Below are 23,632 nucleotides of genomic sequence, written 5' to 3'. Positions count from 1 at the left end.
TCTCTTGGCTTTCCCCAACCGAGTTCCTTGTCCAATTTGTTTGACAATCCTACATGGCTTCTTTCGTCCCTTTTGAGAAAAGTGTTGCCGAGGTATCACTTTTGCAGTTTTTACAAAACCAAGTTGATGCAGTAATAACTGTGTACTATAATTAGCTCGCAAACCGGAAGTTGCGGAGGGAAATATGGAAAAAATTTTTCTATTGTTCATGCCTGTATTGTTAATGATAGTTGCCATTTTTTGTGCTTCATTTTCAGATACAATAGATACGGCTGTAAATGGGAATAAACAGGTTAAAAAAGTGATTGTGGTATTCAGTGTGGGAGTAATATTAGTTTGCACAATCGCTATTATTGCAAGTATCTTATCGTAAATATCCAGCGGGTAACTGCTCGCTTTAGATACTATGACGGATTATTTTGTCAAGTGGCATTGCGCAACACCAATCCAATCTGAAAAGGGAGTTTTTTTGATCGGAACTGCCAATTTTCCGGAAGACGGGACAATGTCCGGCCCCAGGCCGGCCCGCCTGTCTGGAATGATGACGTTTGCTGTAAAAATATTTGTAAGGAGGCCCTGTTATGCCGGATGACTGCACATTGTGGTACGCGGAATGGGAAATGGCCTGCTGCGGGAGATGGTTTGCCCTTGGCAGCCGGGTCATATGGCCGGTTTCACGGTATGCCGTCCATGACGGCAGTTTTCTGCCGGAGGGAATGGAACGGGAAATCGGCAGGGTCGACTACGCCTATGATGCCCATGGCGACAGCTGGAAGGGGCTTTATACGCTGACGGGGACCGTGAAGCGGATTCGGGGCGTGTACTTCTGTTTCGAGTCTGACTCGGAACGGCCCGGGTATCTGCGCCGCGTGTCCGGCTTTTTAACGGAGATGGAGGACTGTGATTACTGGACCGCGGCCCGGAATGCAGCGAAGAGGAAGGGCCCGCGGCCGCGGTTTGACGCCTATATCGTACACATAGAGCCTGCGGAGATAAGGCCCGCCGGAAAAGGCGACCGGGCTCTATGGACCTAGGGCCTGTTCACATAAGCCCGCGCACACGTCTTTTCGGCAAATTTTGCCGCCTGCTTCGTTAAAAATTTTTGCCGTACGCCAGTACGCCTGCAAATTTTTGCCTCGCATTCGGCTAAAATTTGCTCGAAAATCCGCACACGTGGTTTATGTGAACAGGCCCTAGGGGCCGTCAGCGCCTCCGCTTCCGCTCCAGATTCGGGTCCCGCCGCTGGAAATGCTTGTCGATGAGAATGATGTCGTCCCCGATGCGCTGGATGCAGTCCCAGGGGATGTAAAACTCCTCGCCCCTGCCGAAGAGGCCAAAGAAGCGGGCGGGGCCGTAGACCACAATGGCCGCTGTCTGCCCTTCGGGGATCTGGATGTCTACGTCCCCTACCAGCCCCAGCCGGCAGCCGTCGTGGATGTTGATGACCTCTTTCCGCCGCAGGTCCCGGAATCTGCACTGCATGGCCTTCACCCCTTGTTTTGGTTTTTTTATTCTGTGGAAACCCTATGCGCCGCCCGGTCTGTCCAAGAACCTTTTTGCCCCGATGCCCCCTGCCGGACCAGAAAGCGACAAAAGGTCTCAGTATAGGAAAAATGGCCTCCGGAAATACTTTCTTTGCGGCGAGGGGCAGAGGCATGGCCCCGGCCCTCCCGCTATGGAAGCATACACAAGGGGGCGGTTTTTGTGCAGGGGAAGGTCGAGATCGCGGGAGTCAATACCGCCAGGCTGAAAGTATTGAAAAATGAAGAGACCATGGCGCTGCTGCGCCGGACCAAGGAGGGGGACCAGGAGGCGCGCCGCCAGCTGATTGAGGGGAATCTCCGTTTGGTGCTCTCTGTGATTCAGCGCTTTTCCAACCGGGGGGAGAACGCGGACGACCTGTTTCAGGTGGGCTGTGTGGGCCTGATTAAGGCCATCGACAATTTTGACGTCAACCAGCCGGTAAAATTTTCCACTTATGGCGTACCCATGATTATCGGTGAGATTCGCCGCTATCTGCGGGACAACAGCGCCATTCGGGTATCCCGCAGTATGCGGGACACCGCGTATAAGGTGCTTCAGGTCCGTGAACGCCTGCTGAACGAGACCCAGCGGGAGCCCACGGTGGAGCAGATTGCCAAGGAGCTGGACATCCCCCGGGAGGATGTGGTCTTTGCCATGGACGCCATTGTGGACCCGGTTTCCCTCTATGAGCCGGTATACTCTGACGGGGGGGACGCCATCTGCGTCATGGACCAGGTCAGCGACACCCAGAATACCGATGAGAGCTGGACGGACCGCATTGCCCTAAAGGACGCCCTGAAGCGCCTGGACGACCGGGAGCGCCGGATTTTGTCCCTCCGCTTTTACGAGGGGAAGACACAGATGGAGGTCTCCGCCGAGGTGGGCATCTCTCAGGCCCAGGTCTCCCGGCTGGAGAAGGGGGCCATCAATACCATTAAAAAGAACATCTGAACGCGGCCCGTTCCGGCCTTTGAACCAGCCGGGACGGGCCTTTGCCGTTTCAGGTCCTGGGCCCGCCGGCCCGTCTCCCTTTTTCCCGGTTTCAGCCGTTTTGCCGGTCTCTGGGGATTTTCCTTGTATTTTCCGCCGTAAACTGCTATAATGAACCATTATGACGGAAAAAAGCCGGGGACCCGGCGGAACGGAAGGCGGATGGAAATGCGGCAGCTGATGCAGTCTCTGGATGTTGCCTGGCTGGAGAGCACCCTGATGCGGGTGGCCGCCATTCTGCTGTGCCTGACGGTCCACGAAACCTGCCACGGTCTGGCGGCCCTGGCCCTGGGGGACCCCACAGCCAGGGCCAGACACCGGCTGAGCCTGAATCCCCTGCGGCACATCGACTGGCTGGGTTTGGCCATGATGCTGACGGTGGGCTTCGGCTGGGCCAGGCCCGTGCCGGTGGACCCCCGTTATTTCCGGAACCCCAAACGGGGCATGGCCGTTACCGCCCTGGCGGGACCGGTTTCCAATTTTCTGCTGGCTTTTTTGGCGATGGCGGTCTGCCCGGTGGTGTATCCCTTTATTGCATCGGATACCTCGGCGGCTTACAGACTGTTCATCTTCTGTCGGCTTTATCTGGCGCCGCTGTCCATCGGCCTGGGGATTTTTAATTTGCTGCCCATTCCGCCGCTGGACGGGTCCAAGGTGCTGGGAGCCTTTTTGCCGGAGCGGACCTATTTCGGGCTGATGCGCTATGAGCGCTGCGGGATGCTCCTGCTTCTGGCCCTCTCCTGGCTGGGCGTTACCGGGAATCTGATCCGGGAGGCCGTTGCTCAGGCCGACTGGGCGATGTGGTCCCTTGTGATGCAGTTTGCGTGAGGGCTGCGGGCCTGGGCTGTTTGATTTTATAAGGTGCGTCCGTCTCCGGCGGGCCAGGAGGTTTTTTTGGAAAGTCCCGTATTTAAATTGGAGAAGGTGGTCCACTCCCGGTCGGAGGAACTGCAGGATTTCGAGGGGCCTCTGGATTTGATTCTGTTTCTGCTGGGAAAGAACCGGATGGAGATTCAGGATATCTCCATCTCCCTGATCTGCGAGCAGTATCTGGAGTGGCTGGAGCGGCGGCAGAGCATGGACCTGGAGACGGCCAGCGAATTTGTGGCCATGGCCTCCCATCTGGTGTACATCAAGACCCGCATGCTGCTGTCCATAGAGGATGAGGAGACCAAAAGCGAGATGGAGGCCCTGATCCAGTCCCTGGAGGAGCGCCGCCGGGGGGAGAACTATGCCCAGGTCAAGGCGGCGGCTGCGCGGCTGTCCCCGCTGGAGGAATTCGGGCGGTGCATTTTCACCCGGAACCCGGAGCCAGTGGACCGGGGAAAGCAATACGAATACGACCATCTGCCCGGCGACCTGGTGCTGGCCATGGCGGAGATTCAGAACCGGGCGGAGCGCCGCCTGCCGCCGCCCCGGGCGGCCTTTCAGGATATTGTGCAGCATGAGCCCTACCCGGTGGAGAACAAGGCCCTGGAGATTCTGCGGAGCCTGAAACGGAAGGGGCAGGCATATTTCCGCCAGCTCTTCCGGGGCAGCCGCAGCCGCAGCGAGGTGGTGGCCACCTTCCTGGCGGTGCTGGAGCTGTGCCGGTCCCATGTGCTGCACCTGGCGGGCAGCGGCGACGAGTGCACGGTCCGTCAGGTGGGGGAGCTGCCGGAAAATCTGACTGCGGAGGAGCGGTAAGCAGAGATGGAGAGAAAGGAAATCGAGTCCGCTGTAGAGGCGATTTTGTTCGCCTCCGGCGAGCCGGTGCAGGAAAAGCGCATCTGCATGGCCCTGGACCTGGCCCGGCCGGCGGTGGAGCGGGCCCTGCATGACCTGCGGGACCTCTACGCCTATGAGCGCCGGGGCATCCGTCTGGTACAGATGGAGGACAGCTGGCAGCTGTGCTCCGCGCCGGAGCACGCCGGCGCCATCCGCCGGGCCTTTGAGATTCGGAAGCCCGCCAAGCTCAGCCAGCCGGCGCTGGAGGTTTTGACTATCATCGCCTATTACCAGCCCACCACCCGGGCGTATGTGGACCAGATCCGGGGGGTGGACAGCAGCTACACCGTCGGGCTTCTTCTGAACCGGAAGCTGATTGAGGAGTGCGGCCGGCTCCAGGTGCCGGGGCGGCCCCGGCTGTACCGCACCACAAAGACCTTTCTGCGGGCCTTTCATTTGACCAGCCTGGACGAGCTGCCGGAGCTGACCGGTCTGGGCGGCGGGGAGCAGATGCGCCTGGACGGCAGCGGCGGGGCGGCGGAAGGCGGAGAGGACGGCGGCAGTCCGGGAGGAAGCGAAGAGGAACGCTGAAGAGAGCGGCTGGAAAAGCAGGAAGGGGGAAGCGCCTTATGTGGCGGTGGATTCTGCTGTCTGTGTGCGTGCTGCTGGCACTGCTGTGCCTGACCCGGGTGGGGGTGGAAGCGGCCTTTGGCGGCGGGATGCCGCTGCGGCTGGACGTCCGGCTGGGGCCTCTGCGCCTGCATATCCTGCCCGGGAAAAAGCGGGCGGGTCAGGAGAAGCCGGAGAAAGAGAAAAAAGCGCGGAAAAAAAAGAAGAAGCCTCCGGAGAAGCCCGGCCCAAAAAAGAAAAAACTCCCCCTTGAGCCGGAGGATATCAAGGACGGCCTGCGCACCCTGTTCCCCGCCCTGGGGCGGGCGCTGCGGCGCATTGGACGGGGTATCCGGCTCCACCCCTTCCGCCTTTCCCTGACCCTGGGGGGACGGGAGGACCCCGCGGCGGCGGCGGAGAACTATGGCCGGGCGCAGACGGCTGTCTGGAACGGGATGCCCGTTCTGGAAAGGCTGATGGACATTCCCGAGCCCTCCATCCACACAGGGGTGGACTTTGACGCCGCCGGCACGGAGGCGGAGGGGGATGTAGGTGTCACCTTCCGGATTGGAACCCTGCTGGCCCTGGGTTTCGGCTTGATGGTCCCGGCCCTGGGCTGGCTCTGGCGCTTCTGGCGGCGGAGCCGGAAGCGGGCCGCGGCGAACCCCGTCAGTGAGACGAAACCCGCCGGAGGGGACGAAAAAACGACGGACGCCGCATGAAGCCGCTCCCCCGGGAGACAGTCCAGTGGAACCCCGGGACCCTGCGGCGCATTCCTGAACAAAATTAAGGATCGGACCCCGGCGGGAGCCGGAAGAGCGGTATTTTCCTGGGCGGCGGACCGGAAGAGGGCGCGGAGAGACCCCGGCGGTTAGGCGGGTAAGCCGGTTCCCTTGGGAACGGACACAGCTCGCAGACCATAAAAGCATCAAGCCAGAGCGGAAATAATCGGAAGGCTTTGAACAAGAAAGGATGGACAGAATGGACAATACTATGGACAGCAGGGGAAAAGTCAATGACCTGATGCGCTCCACAATGGAAAAAATCCACGAAATGGTGGACACCAACACCATCGTGGGCCAGCCCATCACCACTCCCGACGGCGTGACCCTGATTCCTATTTCCAGGGTCAGCTTCGGCTTCGGCACCGGCGGCGGGGATTATGGCAAGGCGCAGCCCCACCAGTTCGGCGGCGGCGGCGCGGCGGGAGTGAAGATTGACCCGGTGGCCTTTCTGGTCATCAAGGACGGCGTGACCCGGGTGCTGCCGGTGGCGGCGCCGCCTGTGACCACCTTTGACCGGATTGTGGAGATGGTGCCGGACGTGATGGACAAGGTGGAGAACTATTTTGACAAAAAGGCGAAGGAGAAGGACCCGGAGCTGCTTTGACGCCGGGGGAGAAATTTTCCGGAGCCATGCCGCCGGGTGAAGCGGCCTCCGCCGCCTGCGCGTCCGGACACGGCTCGCCTTTGGAGCACGGCGCTCTTCTTGAAGGAAAAAAGGCCGCCGGAGGCGTTCCGGCATTTTTCAAGCAGGGCCGGAGGCGTCAAATACTTTGCCGGAGCTTTGGGCATACTATCATCACTTTTGACCGATTGAGGTGATGATCCTTGCCGAAACGTTTTTTCTCCTTCGCTCTGGCCGGTCTGGCGCTGCTGAGCCTGCTGCCCGGCCGGGCGGAGGGTGTGGGCACGTCCGCCGCCTCCGCCATTTTGATGGACGTGGACAGCGGCCGGGTGCTCTATGAGCAGAACGCCGATGCGAAAATGCTGATTGCCAGCACCACCAAGATTATGACAGCCCTGGTGGCGGTCCGGGACGGCAACCTGTCGGACACCGTGACGGTGAGCCGGGAAGCCGCCTATACCGAGGGGTCCTCCATGTACCTGAAGGAAGGGGAGGAGCTGACCCTGGAAACGCTGCTTTACGGGCTGATGCTCTGCTCCGGCAACGACGCCGCCGTGGCCGTCGCGGAGCATGTGGGGGGCAGCGTCCAGGGCTTTGTGAAGCGGATGAACGAGACCGCCCGGGAGCTGGGGATGGACCACTCATCCTTTGCCAATCCCAACGGCCTGGACGATGAGAAGCACTATTCCACCGCCCGGGACATGGCGGTGCTGGCCTGCGCGGCGCTGGAGAATGAAACCGTGCTCCGCATCGCCTCCACCCGCAGCATCACCATCGGCGGGCGGACCATGACGAATCACAATAAGCTGCTGAGCATGATGGACGGCTGCCTGGGTCTGAAAACCGGCTATACCAGAGCGGCGGGCCGGACTCTGGTGAGCTGTGCGGAGCGGAACGGCCAGCGTCTGGCAGCAGTGACGCTCCAGGACGGCAACGACTGGGCGGACCATCAGAGCCTCTTTGAGTATGGTTTTTCCGCCTATCCTGCACAGCGCCCGGCGATTCTGGGCCGTGAGCTGGGCCGGGCGGCGGTGGCCGGGGGCATGAGCGATTCCGTGCCTCTGGTGGCGGCGGACAGCTTTTCCTGGCCTCTGGCGGAGGGGGAGCGGCTGGAGACCTCCCTGGAGCTGTTCCGGGACCTGTCGGCCCCCGTGACAGCCGGAACCAGGGCGGGGCAGGCGGTATTTACCCTGAACGGCCAGGAGGTGGGCCGGGTGGACCTGCTCTGCGGCGAAACGGTGCTGCCGGTGGTGGCCTCCGCCATGGGCGTGCTGCGGGGCTTTCGCTAAACGGCGTCAGAGACGGCGGCCCCCTGCTGTGAAAAGAGGAGAGTTATGGAAGAACGCCTGCAAAAACTTCTCTCTGCCGCCGGGGTCTGTTCCCGGCGGGCGGCGGAGAGCCGCATCACCGCCGGACGGGTGACGGTCAACGGGACCCCCGCCCGGCTGGGGGACCGGGCGGACCCGGAGCGGGACGATATCCGGCTGGACGGGAGGCCCCTTCCCAGGGAGCCGGAAAAAATCTGCCTGCTGCTGAACAAGCCCCGGGGCTATGTGACCACCCTCTCCGACGAGAAGGGCCGGAAGACGGCGGCGGACCTGGTGCGGGACTGCGGCGTGCGGGTCTATCCTGTGGGGCGGCTGGACCTGGATTCCGAAGGACTGCTGCTGATGACCAACGATGGAGCGCTGGCCCAGCGGCTGACCCACCCCGGCAGGGAGGCGGAAAAAACCTATCATGTCCGGGTGCGGGGAGCGCTGGACGGCGCGGCGGAGCGCCTGGCCGCTCTGCGGGACCTGGAGGGGGAGCCCATCCGCCCCGCCCGGGTGGAGGTCCTGCGCCGGAGCGGGGAGACGGCGGTGCTGGCCGTCACCATCCACGAGGGGAAGAACCGTCAGGTCCGCCGCATGTGCGCGGCCTGCGGGCTGACGGTGGAGCGGCTCCGCCGGGTGCGGGAGCACAGTCTGGAGCTGGGGAGCCTTCCCCCGGGAAAGTGGCGCCGCCTGACGGAGGCGGAACTGGAGTCCCTGCGGAGCTGAGGCGGAGACCGGCGTGTTTTCCGCGCGGCATGGACCGGGTACTTAGAATCTGTATTTACAACCGCTGAACGCTGCCTGAACGGTCGTTTTCCCGCCACACTGCGGCGATTTCCCTTGCAATCCTGACGGATTGCAAGGGAAATCGCCTTGTCTGACAAAAAAATTCCCGCTCATCCAGCATCCCCCGGCTATGAATACAGGTTCTTAATAAATATTCACAAAAAATTTATATGCGGTATATATTGTATATTCAGCGAAGATATGCTATACTGTCTTCGCTAAGCGGCGGCGCAGTATTCTAGTCAGATCTGCCGTTTCCGAAGGAGGGCCTAAAAATCCTCTGAAGGGCATACCGATGAAACCCGTGGTGCCTGCTTGATACGCCCAGTTTTGGGTGGGTGCTGGGGGGAAGCGCGTTCTTTGGGCGCGCTTGCGGATTCAGGGCGTTTTCCAATGGCATGGTCAATCCGACCCTGTTTTCGTGGAGACCTGTTCTTGTGCATGGACGTACTCCCACTGTGGTATTTTCGGCCCGTGTACGAAGCAGATTATGAACCTGCAATGCGGTGCATCGGTCCTCCGGGGCCGTAACGCTGTGTGCAGACGTAGCCTGCCTTGCGTGGGGCGGGTGGATGGGGGATCTACGTGGCGGTCCAGCTCCGGCCAGAGCGGGAGATCCACGATCGCCCCTTGAAACCCGTTCTGCAAAAGAGGCTAAAGAAACGGTTGGACTGTGGTGGAAAACACCTAGGCTGTCCTAACCGGGCAGAAAAGGGATTGCAGTGCGGACTAAGTGGCAATCGGGCAGCGCGGACAGGCGACGCCGCGCCGGAGCGCTGAAAGGGGAACCGCCTCCATCGGCAACGAGGGGTGTGCTCCGGGGAAATCCAGCCCGTACCTAAGCCGTAAGATTTACTTTTTCTGCCGCCGCCGGCTTAGCGCTTTTATGATGACAAATATCCGGGGAAGGGGAGCCGGAAAAGGGGGCTCTTCTTCTGCCGGTGCAGTCTTTGCCGGGTCTGTCTCCATGCTCGGAGAGAAGCCGGGAGACAGCGGACAGTCCGAACCGATGGAGGTCTTTTGGAGCATCCGCGGTTCTTCAAGCCCCGATTCACTGCGTTTATCTGGAGGTTTTTTTAAGTTTGAAAAAGAAGCAGACTCCCAAGGGAGAGAAAAAAACGTCCGGCCAATACCGGTGGGCCTTTACGGTCTTTCTCATGGCGGTGGCCCTGTCCGCGGTGCTGAGCCTGGCGTCGGAAACGATGCTCAGCGGCGCCGGGATGGCCGCCGCGCTTTTGATTTTGGTTTTGTTTATCAGCGTGGGCATCCTGTTTGACATTGTGGGTGTGGCCGTCACCGCGGCGGACCCCAAGCCCTTTCACTCCATGGCCTCCCACAAGGAAAAGGGCGCCAGGGAGGCCCTGATGCTCCTGCGGAATGCGGGACGGGTGTCCAGCGTCTGCAACGACGTGGTGGGCGACATCTGCGGCATTGTCAGCGGCGCGACGGGAGCGGTGATTGTGACCCAGCTTCAGCAGGCGCTGAATATGCGGACGGTGCTGTTTTCCGTAGGGGTCACGGCGCTGATTTCCGGCCTGACCATCGGCGGAAAGGCCCTGGGCAAAACGGTTGCCATCAAGAAGAGTACAAAGGTCGTTTACTGGGCCGGCCGGTTATTACATGTGTTTCTCCGCAAATAGCGGGGCGTGAAGAAGGGACCGGAAGGGCGCCCCGGAGCGGTCGGGGCAGGATGAGAGGGGGCGGAAGGGCGCCCCCGGCAGGCCCTGCGGAATTTCTTTCAAGTGAGAGAGGAGGCGTGCCGTGCTGCTGGAGTCCATTCATTCTCCCGCCGATGTCCGGGCCCTGCCTGCCGGCCAGCTTCCCCAGCTCTGCCAGGAGTTGCGGGATTTTCTTGTGGGCGGCATTTCCGGGACCGGCGGACATCTGGCCTCCAATCTGGGGGCGGTTGAGCTGACGGTGGCGATTCACCGGGTGTTTGACACGGAGCGGGACCGGCTGGTTTTCGATGTGGGACACCAGTGCTATGTGCATAAGATTCTCACCGGACGGCGGGAGGCCTTTTCCACCCTCCGGCAGCTGGACGGCCTCTCGGGCTTTCCCAAGCCCTATGAGAGCGTCCATGACGCTTTTATCGCGGGCCACGCCTCCAACTCCGTGGCGGTGGCCCTGGGCATGGCCCGGGCCCGGACGCTGGCAAAAGAGGATTATAACGTTCTGGCCCTGATTGGCGATGGAGCCCTCACCGGCGGGCTGGCCTATGAGGGCCTGAACAATGCCGGAGCCTCCGGCGAACCGCTGGTTGTCATTCTGAACGACAACGGCATGTCCATCAACCAGAATGTGGGGGCCATGTCCTCTCATCTGGCGCGGCTGCGGTCCAAGCCGGTTTACTACCACTTTAAAAAGTGGTATCGGAGCCTCTTTGGACGGCGGCCCATGAAAAATCCCATATACCGGTTCAACCACCGGCTGAAGTCCTCTCTGAAAAAAGTCCTCTGGCCCGGCAGCACCCTGTTTGAGGACATGGGCTTTACCTATCTGGGCCCCATCGACGGCCACGACCTGCCCCGGCTGTGCGACGTGCTGGAGTGGGCCCGGGAGCTGCGCTGTCCGGTGGTGGTCCATGTGAACACCGTGAAGGGCAGGGGCTGCGCCTTTGCGGAGCGGAACCCGGATATGTACCACGGCGTGGGGCCCTTTGACCCCGAAACGGGGCTTTTGAAAAAGACGGGGGAGGAGAGTTTTTCCTCTGTGTTCGGACGGGCCCTGGCGGACTGCGCCGGGACGGACGGACGCATATGCGCCGTTACCGCCGCAATGGCGGACGGTACGGGCCTCTCCGGCTTTGCCAAATCCTTTCCGGAGCGCTTTTTTGACGTGGGCATTGCCGAGGGCTGCGGCGTCTCCATGGCGGCGGGGCTGGCGGCTCAGGGGATGATTCCGGTGTTCGCGGTGTATTCCACCTTTTTGCAGCGGGGCTATGACATGCTGATTCACGACGCGGCCCTGGAGAGGCTGCACGTGGTGCTGGGGGTGGACCGGGCGGGTCTGGTGGGAGCCGACGGCAAGACCCATCACGGCTGCTTCGACGCGCTGTTCCTGCCCCAGATTCCCGGCTTCACAGTTCTGTGCCCGGCCAGCTTCGCGGAGCTGCGGACCATGCTGCGCCAGGCGCTTTTTGAGCTTTCCGGCCCTGTGGCCATCCGCTACCCCAGAGGGGGAGAAGGGGCCTTTCAGGGGGATACGTCGGCGGAGCCCCTGGTCCGTCTTCGGGAGGGGCGGGACGCGTCGCTGCTGACATACGGCGTTTTGGTAAACGAGGCCCTGGCGGCGGCGGAGCTGCTGGCGGCGGAGGGAATCGAGGCGGAGGTTTTGAAGCTGAACCGCATCGCGCCTCTGGACTTTGAGATGTTCAGGCCGTTTTTTGACACGGCGGAGGCGCCGGACATCCTGCTGGCTGCGGAGGACTCCTTTGGCGCGGGCTGTGTGGGCCAGCGGGTTGCCGCCCTTCTGGCGGAGGGCGGCAGGGCCCCGAAACAACTCATCCTGAAAAACCTGGGCAGGACCTTCGCGCTGGAGGGAACGGTGGCCCAGCTGGAACACAGATTTGAACTGGACGCCGCCGGCATCGCCGCAGCGGTGCGGGAGGCAGCCGGCCATGGGCGTGGATGAAGGCATGATTGTGAATGGAAACAGGAAAAATGGGAAAAGCAATAAAATAAGGCTGGACGTGCTTCTGGTGGAGCGCGGCCTGGAGGAGACCCGCCAGCGGGCCCAGGCTGTGATTATGAGCGGCCAGGTCTTTGTGGAGGGCCGCCGGGCGGACAAGCCCGGCCAGTCCGTGGCCGCGGACGCGGCGGTGGAGGTGCGGGGCGGCCTGGCCTATGTGAGCCGGGGCGGCCTGAAGCTGGAGAAGGCCATGAAGGCCTTTCCCATCACATTGGAGGGCGCGGCCTGCGGGGACATCGGCGCTTCCACCGGGGGCTTTACGGACTGCATGCTGCAAAACGGAGCCCGGAGGGTCTACGCCGTGGACGTGGGCTATGGACAGCTGGCCTGGAAGCTTCGGAGCGATCCCAGAGTGGTCTGCCTGGAGCGGACCAATGCCCGGTATCTGAGCCGGGAGCAGGTGCCGGAGGCGCTGGATTTCGCCTCTGTGGACGTGAGTTTCATCTCCCTCAAGCTGATTCTGCCGCCTCTGGCGGCGCTGCTGCGGGAGGGAGGACAGATTGTTTCCCTGGTAAAGCCCCAGTTTGAGGCGGGCCGGGAGAAGGTGGGCAAAAAAGGCGTGGTCCGGGACCCCGCCGTCCATCTGGAGGTCCTGGAACGGTATCTGGACCATGCCCGTGAAGCCGGACTGACGGTTCGGGGCCTGACCTGGTCCCCGATCCGGGGGCCGGAGGGAAACATCGAGTATCTGGGCTTTCTGGAGAAGGGGCCCGCGGAACAGGAGCCCTTTGATCTGCGGGAGCTGGTGGACGCTTCCCACCAGGAATTAAAGGAGCATGGAGAGGGGAACGGCCAGTGAGCGGACATACGAAAAAAATCATTCTTTGTCCCAATCCCAACCGGGACCAGGGCATGAGGACCACACGGGCCGCGGAGAAGATTCTGCGGGAAATGGGCTTTCAGACGGTGGTTTGTTCCCCCTTCCGGGACCGGAAGGAGGGGGCTTTTGCCGACTATGACGTGCTGCCCCTGCCCCAGGAGCTGAAGGGGGCCGACCTGCTGATTACCTTTGGCGGAGACGGCACCATCCTGCATCTGGCCAAGCTGGCGGCCCTGCACAAGATGCCGGTGCTGGGCATCAACATGGGGGGCCTTGGGTTCGTGGCCGAGCTGGAGGCCGGGGAGCTGGAGACCCTGCGGAAGCTGAAGGACTGGCAGTTTGAGACGGAGCAGCGGATGATGCTGGACGTCTCCGTCATCCGGGAGGGGCGGCAGATTTACACGAATCTGGGCCTCAACGAGGCGGTGATTCGGGAGGGTCCCATCTCCCATGTGATTCACCTGAAAATATCCTCCGACGGGCGGCATCTGGCGGATATCGCCGGGGACGGCGTGATTGTTGCCACCCCCACCGGTTCCACCGCCTACTCCCTGTCCGCCGGCGGGCCGGTGGTGGAGCCGGTGGCCCAGACCATGGTGGTCTGTCCCATCTGCATCCACAATATGCGTTTTTCCTCTTATGTCCTCTCTCCGGAGCACGTCCTGACGGTGGAGCTGGAGCGAAATGGGAGGAAGCCGGTTTACCTCTTCGTGGACGAGAGCCGGGCCTTTGCGCTGAAGGCCGACGACAAGGTGCTGGTCCGGCGGTCCCGGTATGTGACCCGGCTGGTCCGCCTGTCGGAACGCAGCTTCTGCGAGATTTTCGCCCAGAAGATGCTGCCTGCCGGGCTGGATGACTGACGGGGCATTTGGACCGTCCGGAAAGGCGCGGAAGAGGAGCGGACGGACCGGAAGATTTGTTAAAAAGTGCTGTCAAGGGGGCCGCAGGAATGAAGAACAACCGGCAGACCATGATTTTGGAGATCATTTCCCAGGAAAATATCGAGACGCAGGAACAGCTGCTCTCCCGCCTTCAGGAGCGGGGCATTCACAGCACCCAGGCCACCATTTCCAGGGATATCAAGCAGATGCACCTCATCAAGGAGCCCATGGGCCGGGGGCACTACAAATATGCCGTATCCGGCAACCGCACAAAGCTGAACGTTGCGGAGAAGCTCCAGACCATTTTCCGGGAGTGCATCGTCAGCATCGACTGCGCCCAGAATATCGTGGTCCTCAAGACCATGCCGGGGCTGGCCAACGGGGCCTGTTCCGCGCTGGACAACATGGAGATGAACGACATTGTGGGTTCCCTTGCGGGGGATGATACGGCCTTTCTGCTGATGCGGGACAATGAGGCCGCCGCCGCCTTCTGCGAGGAGATCAAGGACATCCTGTGAGGCTGGCCAAAGAGGAGCTGGATGCGCTTTTAGAGCGGCACGGCGTCCAGCCCGTGGGAAATGGGTATATCGACTGTATCTGCCCCCGGGAGGAGGCCGGCCCGTTCCTGAAAGCGCTCCGGTCCGCCGGGATCGCCGTCACAGACTACAGCCTTTGGCAGTACGTGCCGCCGGAGGAGACCGCCGTCCTCGGCATGGGCGGGCCGCCCTGCCGTTACCGGGCGGGCTGGTACAGTGAGCTGAACGTTTTGCGGCTTCTTCGGCCTTGGCGGGGAGAGGCGGAACTGGAGGCGTTTTTGACGGCGGAGGAAGGGCGGCTGAGCTGTACTCTGGCCCCGGGCTTCTGGCTGGAGGTCTCGGAGGACTGGCGTTCTCCATGTTGAGTGTGGATTTCGGAGAGCTTGAGAGGGAGTTTTTGTTGTATGCTGGAGCTGCTGCACATAGAGAATATAGCCGTGATTGAGGAGGCGGATATCCAGTTCCGCCCCGGCTTCAACGCCCTCACCGGCGAGACCGGCGCGGGCAAATCCATCGTGATTGACGCCATGGGGGCGGTGCTGGGGGGACGGACCTCCCGGGATTTAATCCGCACCGGCGCGGCCAAGGCCTTTGTCAGCGCCGAATTCTCCGGCGTGCCGGCGGACCTGCCGGGGCTGGCGGAGAACGGAGTTGTGCCGGACGAGGACGGAAATCTGATGCTCCAGAGGGAAATTTCCGGCGAGGGGAAAAACGTCTGCCGGGTCAATGGCCGGCCCGTCACCGTGTCCCAGCTGCGGCAGATCGGCGGGGAGCTTTTGAATATCCACGGCCAGCACGACGGAGCCCAGCTCCTGGACGAGGAGCAGCACGGGGCCTATCTGGACCGCTTCGGCCGGACGGAGGAACCTCTGGAAACCTACCGGGCTGCCTATGGCGTGCTGGCGAAGCTCCGGGAGGAAATCCGGGCCCTTCAGATGGACGAGGCGGAGAAGGCCCGCCGGGTGGACAGCCTCCGTTTCCAGATTGACGAGCTGGAGCGGGCGGAGCTGCGCCCCGGCGAGGAGGAGGAGTTGACCCAGCGCCGGAACCTGCTGCGCAACGGCGAGAAATATCTCTCGGCTCTGGCCGGGGCGGACTACTGCCTCAGCGGCGACGACGACAGCGCCGGCGCGGTGAGCCAGCTGGGGGGGGCTGAGGATGCCCTGTCCTCGGTCCGGGGCCTGGACGAGGCTTTGAATGAGGCCTTCAATCGCTTGGGGGAGCTGCGCAGTGAAGCGTATGACCTTGCCGAGACCATTCGGGACCTGCGGGGGAATTTCGAGTTCTCTCCGGAGGAGCTGGACGCGGCGGAGAGCCGGGCGGACCAGCTGTACCGGCTGAAAAAGAAGTATGGCGCCACGGTGGAAGACATGCTGGAATACCTGGACCGCTGTCGAAAGGAGCTGGACGCCATTGAGACGGCGGACGATACCTTGATTCTGCTGGAGCGGAAGCGGGAGAAGGCGGAACAGGCGGTGATTGCCGCCGGCGCGGCGCTGACGGAGGCCAGAAAGGTCGCCGCCGGGGAGCTGGAGGCCCGGATTCAGAAGGAATTGCGGGATCTGGACATGAACCGCGTGCGCTTTGCCATTGAGTTTACGGAAAAGGAGCCCGCCGCCGATGGCTGTGACGTGGTGCGCTTCCTCATGTCCGCCAACGCCGGAGAGGACCTGAAGCCCATCTCAAAAATCGCCTCCGGCGGCGAGCTGGCCCGAATCATGCTTGCGCTGAAAAATGTGCTGGCGGAGCAGGAGGCCATTGGGACCCTGGTCTTTGACGAGGTGGACACCGGCGTGTCCGGCCGGGCGGCCCAGAAGGTGGCAGAAAAGCTGGCCCAGGTCAGCCGCCAAAAGCAGGTTCTTTGCGTCACCCACCTGCCCCAGCTGGCGGCCATGGCGGACACCCATTTCTCCGTGGAGAAGGGAGAGAGCAAGGGAAGAACCTTTACACATGTTGTGCTGCTGGACCGGGAGCGCCGGAAGGCGGAGCTGGCCCGGATTACCGGCGGGTCTAAGGTGACGGACGCCCTGCTGGAGAGCGCCGGGGAGCTGCTGGACGGAGCGGAGGCCTACCGGAAAAAACTGAAGGCGTGAGAAGAGGAAAAGGGGCCCGACGGGCCCCTTTTTTGGCAGCGCACAAGGCTGCGGCCCGCAGAGCGGCGATTGTGTTCAATTGGATGACAGGCCGGTTAGAGGAGGGAACCATCTGCCTCCCGGCGGCGAAAGCCTGGGCTTTTTCCCTCCGGCCTGTTGCACTTTTGGGGCGTCCGTGCTACAATGGACTGCGAAAAACTGCCGCCCGGTTTTGGGGGCGGGGATTACATGATACGAGGTGCGGAATGGAACAGGAGAAAATTACAACGGCGAAAACGGCTGAAACGGAAAAAACGGCAAAAATATCTAAAAAGAGAATTTTGAGCGGCATCCAGCCCTCCGGAGATCTGACCCTGGGCTCCTATCTGGGCGCAATCCGCAATTGGGCCGCCCTGGCTGACGAATACGACTGCTATTACATGCTGGCGGACCTCCATACGCTGACGGTGCGCCAGGTTCCGGCGGAGCTGCGCCGCCATACCCTGACCCAGGTGGCGGCCTATATCGCCTGCGGCCTGGACCCGGAGAAGAATGTGCTGTTCGTCCAGTCCCATGTCCCCGCCCACGCGCAGCTGGGCTGGGTGCTGGACTGCTATACCATGTTCGGTGAGCTCTCCCGGATGACCCAGTTCAAGGACAAGTCTGCCAAAAATGCCGACAATATCAATGCCGGCCTGTTTACCTATCCCGCCCTCATGGCGGCGGATATCCTGCTCTATCAGGCGGACCTGGTGCCGGTGGGCGGGGACCAGAAGCAGCACGTCGAAATCTGCCGGGACATTGCCAGCCGGTTCAACGGCATCTACGGCGATGTGTTCAAGATTCCTGAGCCCTATATTCCCCAGGTGGGGGCCCGGGTGATGAGCCTGACTTCGCCGGAGAGCAAGATGTCCAAGTCCGACAAGGACCCCAACGGCTGCGTCTATATGCTGGAAAAGCCGGAGGACATCGCCCGGAAGTTCAAAAAGGCCGTGACGGATTCCGACGCCTCCGTCCGCTTCGACCCCGCCGGCAAGCCCGGCGTGTCCAATCTGATGCAGATTTACGCCGCTGCCACCGGCCGGACCTTTGAGGCCATCGAGGCGGAATTCGCGGGCCGCGGCTACGGCGACTTCAAAAAGACTGTGGGCGACGCTGTGGTGGAGCTGCTGCGTCCCATCCGGGAGGAGACGGAGCATCTCCTGGCGGACAAGGCCTATCTTGAAGGCGTGTACCGCGCCGGCGCGGAGCGGGCCGCCTATACAGCCAACAGGACCCTCTCCAAGGTCTTTAAAAAAGTGGGCCTTTTGGCAAGATAAAGGAGGAACGGCATGACCCTGGACAACCGGCTGACCGCGTATGTGGCGCTGGCGCTGCTGACGGCGCTTGTGGTCAGCTTTTTGATGACGCCGGTGGTGAAGACCTTTGCCTATAAGGTGGGGGCGGTGGACGTGCCCAAGGACGCCCGCCGGATGCACAAGGTGCCCATTCCCCGGCTGGGCGGGCTGGCCATTTTCATCGGGTTTATGGTGAGTATCCTGCTGCTGGTGAATATTCGGGGCAACAGCCAGATGCAGAGCATCCTGCTGGGCTCCGTAATCATCGTGGTGCTGGGCGTGGTGGACGACATCATGGCCCTGCCCGCCATGCTGAAATTTGTGGTGCAGATTGTAGCGGCGCTGATACCCGCCATGAGCGGCGTGGTCATCCAGGCCTTTTCCAACCCCAATATTTTCTCCGGCAATCTCTATTGGGTGCTGGGCCCCCTGTCCATCCCCTTCACGGTTCTCTGGATTGTGGCCATTACCAACTCGGTGAACCTGATTGACGGCCTGGACGGCCTGGCCAACGGCGTGTCCGCCATTTCGGCCACCACCATGCTGGTGATTGCCCTGCTGGCCTCCGAGGCGCAGGTGGCTATCGTCATGGCGGCGCTGGTGGGGGCCTGCGTGGGCTTCATGCCCTACAACCTCAACCCCGCCAAAATGTTCATGGGGGATACCGGAGCCACCTTCCTGGGCTATATTCTGGCCACCATGTCCATTCAGGGGCTGTTCAAGTTCTACGCGGTGATTTCCTTCGCCGTGCCCTTCCTGATTCTGGGCCTGCCCATCTTTGACACGGCCTTTGCCTTCATCCGCCGCATCGCCCACGGCCAGAGCCCCATGCACGCCGACCGGGGCCACATTCATCACCGCCTCATCGACATGGGCCTGAACCAGAAACAGGCGGTGGCTACGCTGTATGTGATTTCCGCCATTCTGGGTCTCTCCGCCGTGGTGCTGACCACCGGAGGCGAACAGAAGGCCATGGTCTTTTTCGCGGCGCTGTGCATCGTGGCGGCGGTGGCCGCCCGGGTGGTGTTCCCCAAGGAGGTCCGGGCGGAGCTTCAGGAGGAGCTGGAGGAGCTGCGGGACCACGGACGCCATGAGGAGCGGGGAACCGGCCCGGCGGCGGAGTCCATGGAAAAAAGGACAGAGCAGCAGGACCGGCAGAGCGTGAAAATCCGGCAGAGCCCGGAGAAGCAGGAATCACGGAAGCAGAGCGCAAAGAAACAGCAGGGCGCGAAGGGTCAGCAGGGAACAAAGGAACAGCAAGGCACAAAAAATCAGCAGAGCGCAAAAAAACAGCAAGGCGTAAAGAAAAAGAAGCGGCGGAAAAAGTCTGGAAAGGACAAGCTATGAAAAAGGAACAGCTGCGTATTATGAGCGTCTTCGGAACCCGGCCGGAGGCCATTAAAATGTGCCCTCTGGTGAAGGAGCTGGCCGGGCGGGAGGGGATGGAAAGCCTCTGCTGCGTCACCGCCCAGCACCGCCAGATGCTGGACAGCGTGCTGGAGGTCTTCCATGTCAAGCCGGACTGGGATCTGGACATCATGACCCCCCGGCAGAGCCTGTCCGCCATTACCAGCAGGTGTCTGCTGGGCATGGACGAGGCCATCGACGCGCTGAAGCCGGACATGATTCTGGTCCACGGCGATACCTCCACCACCTTCGCCGGGGCCCTGTCCGCCTACTACCACCAGATTCCCGTGGGCCATGTGGAGGCCGGCCTGCGGACCTATCACAAATACGCCCCGTTCCCCGAGGAGATGAACCGGGTGCTGGTCAGCGGCATTGCGGACATGTATTTCTGCCCCACGGCGGGAAACCGGGAAAACCTCGTGCGGGAAGGGCATCAGCGGAACCTGTTCGTCACGGGCAATACGGTGATCGACGCGCTGAAGACCACGGTCCGGGAGGATTATCATTTTTCGACGGAAGAGCTCAACCGGATTCCCTATGACACAAAAAAGGTGGTGCTGGTGACCTGCCACCGCCGGGAGAACTACGGCGAGCCCATGAAGAATATCATGCTGGCTCTGCGGCAGCTTGCCGAGGAGCATGCAGATATTGAGCTGGTCTATCCCGTCCATCTGAGCCCGGTGGTGCGGGAGGCGGTGGACCGGTATCTGCGGGGCGCGCCCCGGGTCCACCTGATTGACCCGCTGCCGGCCGATGAGATGCACAACCTCATGGCCCGCTGTTATATGGTCCTGACGGATTCCGGCGGACTTCAGGAGGAGGCCCCGGCCCTGGGCAAGCCGGTGCTGGTGCTCCGCCGGGAGACGGAACGGCCCGAGGCCGTGACCGCCGGCACGGTGAAGCTGGCCGGCGTGGTACAGGATGACATCGTTACCATGGGGAAGCGGCTGATTGTGGACCGGAGGGCCTATGAGGAAATGGCCCATGCCGTGAACCCCTACGGCGACGGTCAGGCCTGCCGCCGCATTGCCGACGCCATCGAGTGGCGCTACGGTCTGCGTTCTGAGCCTCCTGCCGATTTTCAGACGGAGCCGCCTGAACAGAAGCGGTAGGCTGTTCCCGGCGGCTGCCGGCAAGGAGGTCAGTGTGTACAAACGAAACCTGAACTGGATTACATGGGGCTTTGTGGCGCTGGCCGTGGTCATCGTGGCGCTGATGCTGAGCCGGAGTCTTCACCGGAGCGCCCACATCACCCTGCCGGAGCCGGGGGACGGGCCGGATGTCTCCAAAGACAACGCCGGGACCGCGGACGGACTGCTGACTCTGGTGGAGATTACGCCGGAGACCGTACAGTTGGCCATTGCCAGCCTGGAGCGGCCGGAGCACTACAGCCGGACAGTGACGGTGGAGCAGTTCTGGAAGGGCGGCAGCGGCCGCTATGATACCACCGTGACCGTCAGCGGGGCCTGGAGCCGGACGGACAGGACCATGCCCGACGGACAGGTCCGGCACAGCCTCACCGACGGACGGGTGACGTATATCTGGTACAACCAGGAAGAGGCGGTCTATTCCGCCCCTGCCGGGGGCATTTCCGCCGACGAAGAGCAGTCCATTCCCACCTATGAGGACATTCTGGACCTGCCGCCGGAGAGCATTACCGAGGCGGATTACCGGCTGCTTCTGAATGTGAGCTGTATTTACGTGGAGACGGCGGAGGACCCGGCGGGGTACGCCCTGAGGTACTGGGTCAGCGTAAACAGCGGTCTGCTGGTGGCGGCGGAAAAGCTGCTGAACGGCGAAACGGTGTACCGCATGGGAGCCCCCGACGGAGAGCAGGCGGACCTGCCGGCGCTGACCCTGCCGGACGGCAGTCCTCTGCCGGAGGACTGAGGGGGACGCCGGCCTTTTCCGTCCGAAGCAGAGGAGGGAGCCGCGAAAAGGGAGAAAAAAGCAAAAAGGCAAAAAGCGCAAAAAAGTGCCTGCCGAAAGTGAGAAAATACGATAGAGTCCAATCAAGTGCCATGTACGCTCGAACAGTACATGGCGCTGCTTGTAACGAAACAGATTTTTTAGGGGGGGAGACGCAATGGAGCGGAGCCTGTAAGCAGTACCGGTGGCTGATGGAGGGGGTGAGCGTGAATCAGCTGAAGGCGCACAGGGCAGTGTCTGGACTGAGTATCTTTTAATGGGAAGGAATCGTTGGGAAGGCGGGTATTTTACAGACTGCCGGACGCTCAGGTCTGTGCGGTGATTTACAGCCCGATTGAGACGGTCAAGGAAACTGGGCTGGCTCCCTTCTGCTGTCTGACCTGGGGTTTGGAACCCGCTCCAACGCTGGATTGTATCATGGAGGGTTTTGCCGCTGCTCCCGGCAAATGCACCTGAGTCTTGCCCAGCTGCATAATTTTTATGAGCCGCAGCGCTGATTTGATTCAGCACTGCGGCTCTCTTTTGGACTGGCCGGTTTGACGCCTACTTTATGGCTTCCCTTTTGTGGTTCATACGGATTTCGTTTTTCCGAAGCCGATACCTTAGCCCAGGCAGAGTATGAGCAGGGAGGCCCCGGCAGACTGAGCCGGCAGCACGACCGGCGCGGCGCTGATCACCCGCAGGGAAACCCTGTCGCCCTTGCGCAGCGGTGTCAGGATCGTGCCGGAAAAGTGGTTTGCGGCCAACTGCGAAGTCATGACGGAGGCTTTATTGATCTCATTGTTGATTACGATCTGAGCAGTGCCTGCCACCGGTGTGGAGGGATTGAGGTTGTAGGAAATCTGGAAGTATCCGTCTTTTTGAACAATAAACTCGCTGTTGGCTTTATCGAAGCCAATATCTGTGGACCTCTGCCCGATATCCGGCAAAGGCACCGTGACGCCCAATAGACCGTCGCGCAATGGATCGGGGAGGACGGTGCCTCCCGTGTAATTTGTAGCAAAGGTATGGGTGGCTGTGACGTTAGGGCCAGTGGGACCCGTGGGACCGGCAGGACCCGTGGGGCCAGTGGCCCCTGGGGCATATCTTCCGGCAGGCCCCGTTGGACCGGTGGGTCCGGCAGGGCCGTCAGCACCCGTTGCACCGGCAGGACCAGTGGGACCGGTGGCTCCTGTCTCTCCTGCCGCTCCTGCCGCGCCGGCGGAACCGGTGGGTCCGGTGGCTCCGGTGGGTCCGGCAGGGCCGGTGGGACCGGTGAGGCCGGCGGGGCCGGCGGGACCCTGTGCGGGGGTGGTATCCAGCGCGCACTGCATCTTGGATTTCAGGAGGAGCTGGTTCTGCGTGGCGGTTTCCAGCAGCTCCTTGACGCTCTCATTGGCGTTCAGCACATCTTTTACGGTAGCGGCAGGGCCGCTGAGGCCGGGCAGGGTGCCGAGGATATATTGCAGCTTCTCGCCCTCGGCGTTCAGGATATGGCTCATCCCCAACTCCTCCATGGCAATGGAGGAGAGGATTTGATTGACTGCGTCTTCCCGCTTGATGGGCGGGTCAATATTGGGAAAGCTGGGCAGAGACATTAAAATAATCCCCTTTCTAAGTGGGTGTACACACCAGGAATGTGCCCCTTCATTACCTCTCTTCCAGCAGGATGATACTCAGAGAAGCGCCCGCCAGGGTGACAGTTTGAGCCTTTGGAGAAATTCCGGCGAGGGGGGCCGCGCGCAGCTGGAGCTGGAGCGTCTGGCCGGCGTTCATAAGATACACATACTGACTCTCAAAGCTGGCAGTAGGAACCGTGGGGATAACCGTAGTAGTGTATCGCGCCGTGCCGTCTATGAGCAGCTTGGTCCCTACCTGCGCGGGCTTGGTGAGATTCACGCGGTAGGAGAGCAAATAGACGCCTTTTTTGTTCACCTGAAACACGGTGTTCTCCGACTTGGCAGTAATATCCGCGGACATGACCTGGCCGTTCGGCAGAGGGATCACAGCGCCGGAATAGGACGGCACGTTGATGTCAGGCCCTTGGATATTGGCGGCGAAGGCTGCGGTAGCTGTGGGGTTGGGGCCGGTGGGGCCGGTGGGGCCGGCGGGGCCTGTGGGACCGGTAGCGCCATTGCGAGCCACGCCTTCTGCGGTGACACCCTGCGGACCTGCGGCCCCGGTGGGTCCGGCTGCGCCCGTAGCCCCAGCAGGGCCGGTGGGGCCGTCCGCTCCGGTGGCCCCGGCGGCTCCGGCGGGGCCGGCAGGGCCATCCGCTCCGGTGGCCCCGGCAGCTCCGGCAGAGCCGGCGGGGCCAGCAGGACCGGCAGGGCCGGCAGGGCCGGGAATGGTGGGGGCCTTCAAGGCCGCGCTCAGCTTGGCAGACAGCATCATTTGCTGCTCTATGATGCCGGAGAGTGTGTCCTTTACGCTCTGGTTGATCCGGAGCACCTCGTCCAGCGAGGCCGCCTCATCCAGACCGGGCAGGGTCCCCAGGACGTATTGCAGTTTTTCGCCCTCGGCGTTGAGAATGTGGCTCAGGCTCAGCTCCTCGGCGGCGATGGAAGCGATAATTTCGTTAAGACTTCCCTCGCGGCTCAGAGGAGGATCGTTTTTGGGAAATGTGGGCATTGACATAAAGCGTT

At 61.8% G+C, this 23,632-nt stretch carries 24 protein-coding genes; 20 read left to right on the top strand and 4 right to left on the bottom strand.

The window, feature by feature from the left end; translation table 11 throughout:
- The coding region (locus Q0063_RS09480; protein ID WP_297871737.1) for a hypothetical protein at positions 1-237 on the bottom strand (237 nt) is incomplete at its 3' end.
- Positions 238-581: 344 nt separating this feature from the next.
- Between Q0063_RS09480 and Q0063_RS09475 the strand changes: the two genes are divergently transcribed.
- On the top strand, positions 582-1,034 hold the full coding sequence (locus tag Q0063_RS09475; RefSeq protein WP_297871736.1) for a DUF6578 domain-containing protein: 453 nt from the start codon (positions 582-584) through the stop codon (positions 1,032-1,034).
- A 169-nt stretch (positions 1,035-1,203) separates the two neighbouring features.
- Here the strand turns inward: Q0063_RS09475 and Q0063_RS09470 are convergent, their stop codons facing one another.
- Positions 1,204-1,482 carry a YlmC/YmxH family sporulation protein gene (locus tag Q0063_RS09470; protein ID WP_297871735.1) on the bottom strand — a complete coding sequence of 93 codons (279 nt, stop codon included), beginning with the start codon at positions 1,480-1,482 and terminating at the stop codon, positions 1,204-1,206.
- 222 nt (positions 1,483-1,704) lie between these two features.
- On the opposite strand from Q0063_RS09470, the gene sigG reads away from it, so the two are divergent.
- The 19 genes from sigG (at position 1,705) to Q0063_RS09375 (ending at position 20,969) form a co-directional block, all read left to right on the top strand.
- Positions 1,705-2,475 carry an RNA polymerase sporulation sigma factor SigG gene (gene sigG / locus Q0063_RS09465; protein ID WP_297871734.1) on the top strand — a complete coding sequence of 257 codons (771 nt, stop codon included), beginning with the start codon at positions 1,705-1,707 and terminating at the stop codon, positions 2,473-2,475.
- Between the two features lie 201 nt (positions 2,476-2,676).
- Entirely contained in the window at positions 2,677-3,342 is a 666-nt protein-coding gene (locus Q0063_RS09460; RefSeq protein WP_297871733.1) for a site-2 protease family protein, read from the top strand.
- A gap of 66 nt (positions 3,343-3,408) precedes the next feature.
- Entirely contained in the window at positions 3,409-4,200 is a 792-nt protein-coding gene (locus tag Q0063_RS09455; RefSeq protein WP_297871732.1) for a ScpA family protein, read from the top strand.
- A gap of 6 nt (positions 4,201-4,206) precedes the next feature.
- Complete coding sequence (gene scpB / locus Q0063_RS09450) at positions 4,207-4,812, top strand: SMC-Scp complex subunit ScpB (RefSeq protein WP_297871731.1); 606 nt, start codon at positions 4,207-4,209, stop codon at positions 4,810-4,812.
- A 38-nt stretch (positions 4,813-4,850) separates the two neighbouring features.
- Positions 4,851-5,552 carry a hypothetical protein gene (locus Q0063_RS09445; protein ID WP_297871730.1) on the top strand — a complete coding sequence of 234 codons (702 nt, stop codon included), beginning with the start codon at positions 4,851-4,853 and terminating at the stop codon, positions 5,550-5,552.
- A gap of 259 nt (positions 5,553-5,811) precedes the next feature.
- On the top strand, positions 5,812-6,219 hold the full coding sequence (gene ytfJ, locus Q0063_RS09440) for a GerW family sporulation protein (RefSeq protein ID WP_297871729.1): 408 nt from the start codon (positions 5,812-5,814) through the stop codon (positions 6,217-6,219).
- 221 nt (positions 6,220-6,440) lie between these two features.
- Complete coding sequence (locus Q0063_RS09435) at positions 6,441-7,526, top strand: D-alanyl-D-alanine carboxypeptidase family protein (RefSeq protein ID WP_297871728.1); 1,086 nt, start codon at positions 6,441-6,443, stop codon at positions 7,524-7,526.
- Between the two features lie 45 nt (positions 7,527-7,571).
- Positions 7,572-8,276 carry a pseudouridine synthase gene (locus Q0063_RS09430; protein ID WP_297871727.1) on the top strand — a complete coding sequence of 235 codons (705 nt, stop codon included), beginning with the start codon at positions 7,572-7,574 and terminating at the stop codon, positions 8,274-8,276.
- A gap of 1,142 nt (positions 8,277-9,418) precedes the next feature.
- Entirely contained in the window at positions 9,419-9,976 is a 558-nt protein-coding gene (locus tag Q0063_RS09425; protein WP_297871726.1) for a hypothetical protein, read from the top strand.
- 121 nt (positions 9,977-10,097) lie between these two features.
- Entirely contained in the window at positions 10,098-11,969 is a 1,872-nt protein-coding gene (gene dxs / locus Q0063_RS09420) for a 1-deoxy-D-xylulose-5-phosphate synthase (protein WP_297871725.1), read from the top strand.
- The gene (locus tag Q0063_RS09415; RefSeq protein ID WP_297871724.1) at positions 11,956-12,825 is read left to right on the top strand and encodes a TlyA family RNA methyltransferase; all 870 of its coding nucleotides are present in this window, start codon (positions 11,956-11,958) and stop codon (positions 12,823-12,825) included. Before dxs ends, Q0063_RS09415 begins: the two co-directional genes overlap by 14 nt.
- The gene (locus Q0063_RS09410) at positions 12,822-13,706 is read left to right on the top strand and encodes an NAD(+)/NADH kinase (RefSeq protein WP_297871723.1); all 885 of its coding nucleotides are present in this window, start codon (positions 12,822-12,824) and stop codon (positions 13,704-13,706) included. The genes Q0063_RS09415 and Q0063_RS09410 overlap by 4 nt, the downstream gene beginning before the upstream one ends.
- 89 nt (positions 13,707-13,795) lie before the next feature.
- Positions 13,796-14,245, top strand: a complete 450-nt coding sequence (gene argR, locus Q0063_RS09405; protein ID WP_297871722.1) for an arginine repressor — start codon at positions 13,796-13,798, stop codon at positions 14,243-14,245.
- Positions 14,242-14,628 carry a hypothetical protein gene (locus Q0063_RS09400; protein WP_297871721.1) on the top strand — a complete coding sequence of 129 codons (387 nt, stop codon included), beginning with the start codon at positions 14,242-14,244 and terminating at the stop codon, positions 14,626-14,628. The genes argR and Q0063_RS09400 overlap by 4 nt, the downstream gene beginning before the upstream one ends.
- 39 nt (positions 14,629-14,667) lie before the next feature.
- Positions 14,668-16,356 carry a DNA repair protein RecN gene (recN, locus tag Q0063_RS09395; protein ID WP_297871720.1) on the top strand — a complete coding sequence of 563 codons (1,689 nt, stop codon included), beginning with the start codon at positions 14,668-14,670 and terminating at the stop codon, positions 16,354-16,356.
- Positions 16,357-16,601: 245 nt separating this feature from the next.
- Positions 16,602-17,654, top strand: coding sequence for a tryptophan--tRNA ligase (gene trpS, locus Q0063_RS09390; protein WP_297871719.1), 1,053 nt, complete (start codon positions 16,602-16,604; stop codon positions 17,652-17,654).
- Positions 17,655-17,666: 12 nt separating this feature from the next.
- Positions 17,667-19,019 carry an MraY family glycosyltransferase gene (locus tag Q0063_RS09385; RefSeq protein ID WP_297871718.1) on the top strand — a complete coding sequence of 451 codons (1,353 nt, stop codon included), beginning with the start codon at positions 17,667-17,669 and terminating at the stop codon, positions 19,017-19,019.
- The gene (wecB, locus tag Q0063_RS09380; RefSeq protein ID WP_297871717.1) at positions 19,016-20,191 is read left to right on the top strand and encodes a non-hydrolyzing UDP-N-acetylglucosamine 2-epimerase; all 1,176 of its coding nucleotides are present in this window, start codon (positions 19,016-19,018) and stop codon (positions 20,189-20,191) included. Before Q0063_RS09385 ends, wecB begins: the two co-directional genes overlap by 4 nt.
- Before the next feature lie 34 nt (positions 20,192-20,225).
- The gene (locus Q0063_RS09375; RefSeq protein ID WP_297871716.1) at positions 20,226-20,969 is read left to right on the top strand and encodes a hypothetical protein; all 744 of its coding nucleotides are present in this window, start codon (positions 20,226-20,228) and stop codon (positions 20,967-20,969) included.
- 641 nt (positions 20,970-21,610) lie between these two features.
- Here Q0063_RS09375 and Q0063_RS09370 read toward each other — a convergent pair.
- Positions 21,611-22,585 (bottom strand): BclA C-terminal domain-containing protein, encoded by a 975-nt coding sequence (locus Q0063_RS09370; protein ID WP_297871715.1) that lies wholly within the window; start codon positions 22,583-22,585, stop codon positions 21,611-21,613.
- Between the two features lie 52 nt (positions 22,586-22,637).
- Positions 22,638-23,624 (bottom strand): BclA C-terminal domain-containing protein, encoded by a 987-nt coding sequence (locus Q0063_RS09365; RefSeq protein WP_297871714.1) that lies wholly within the window; start codon positions 23,622-23,624, stop codon positions 22,638-22,640.
- Between the last annotated feature and the right edge of the window lie 8 nt (positions 23,625-23,632).

Origin of the sequence: uncultured Oscillibacter sp. (assembly GCF_947654275.1) — a bacterium.
Taxonomy (GTDB): Bacteria; Bacillota; Clostridia; order Oscillospirales; family Oscillospiraceae; genus Oscillibacter.
This window is presented reverse-complemented; position numbering and strand designations above follow the sequence as displayed.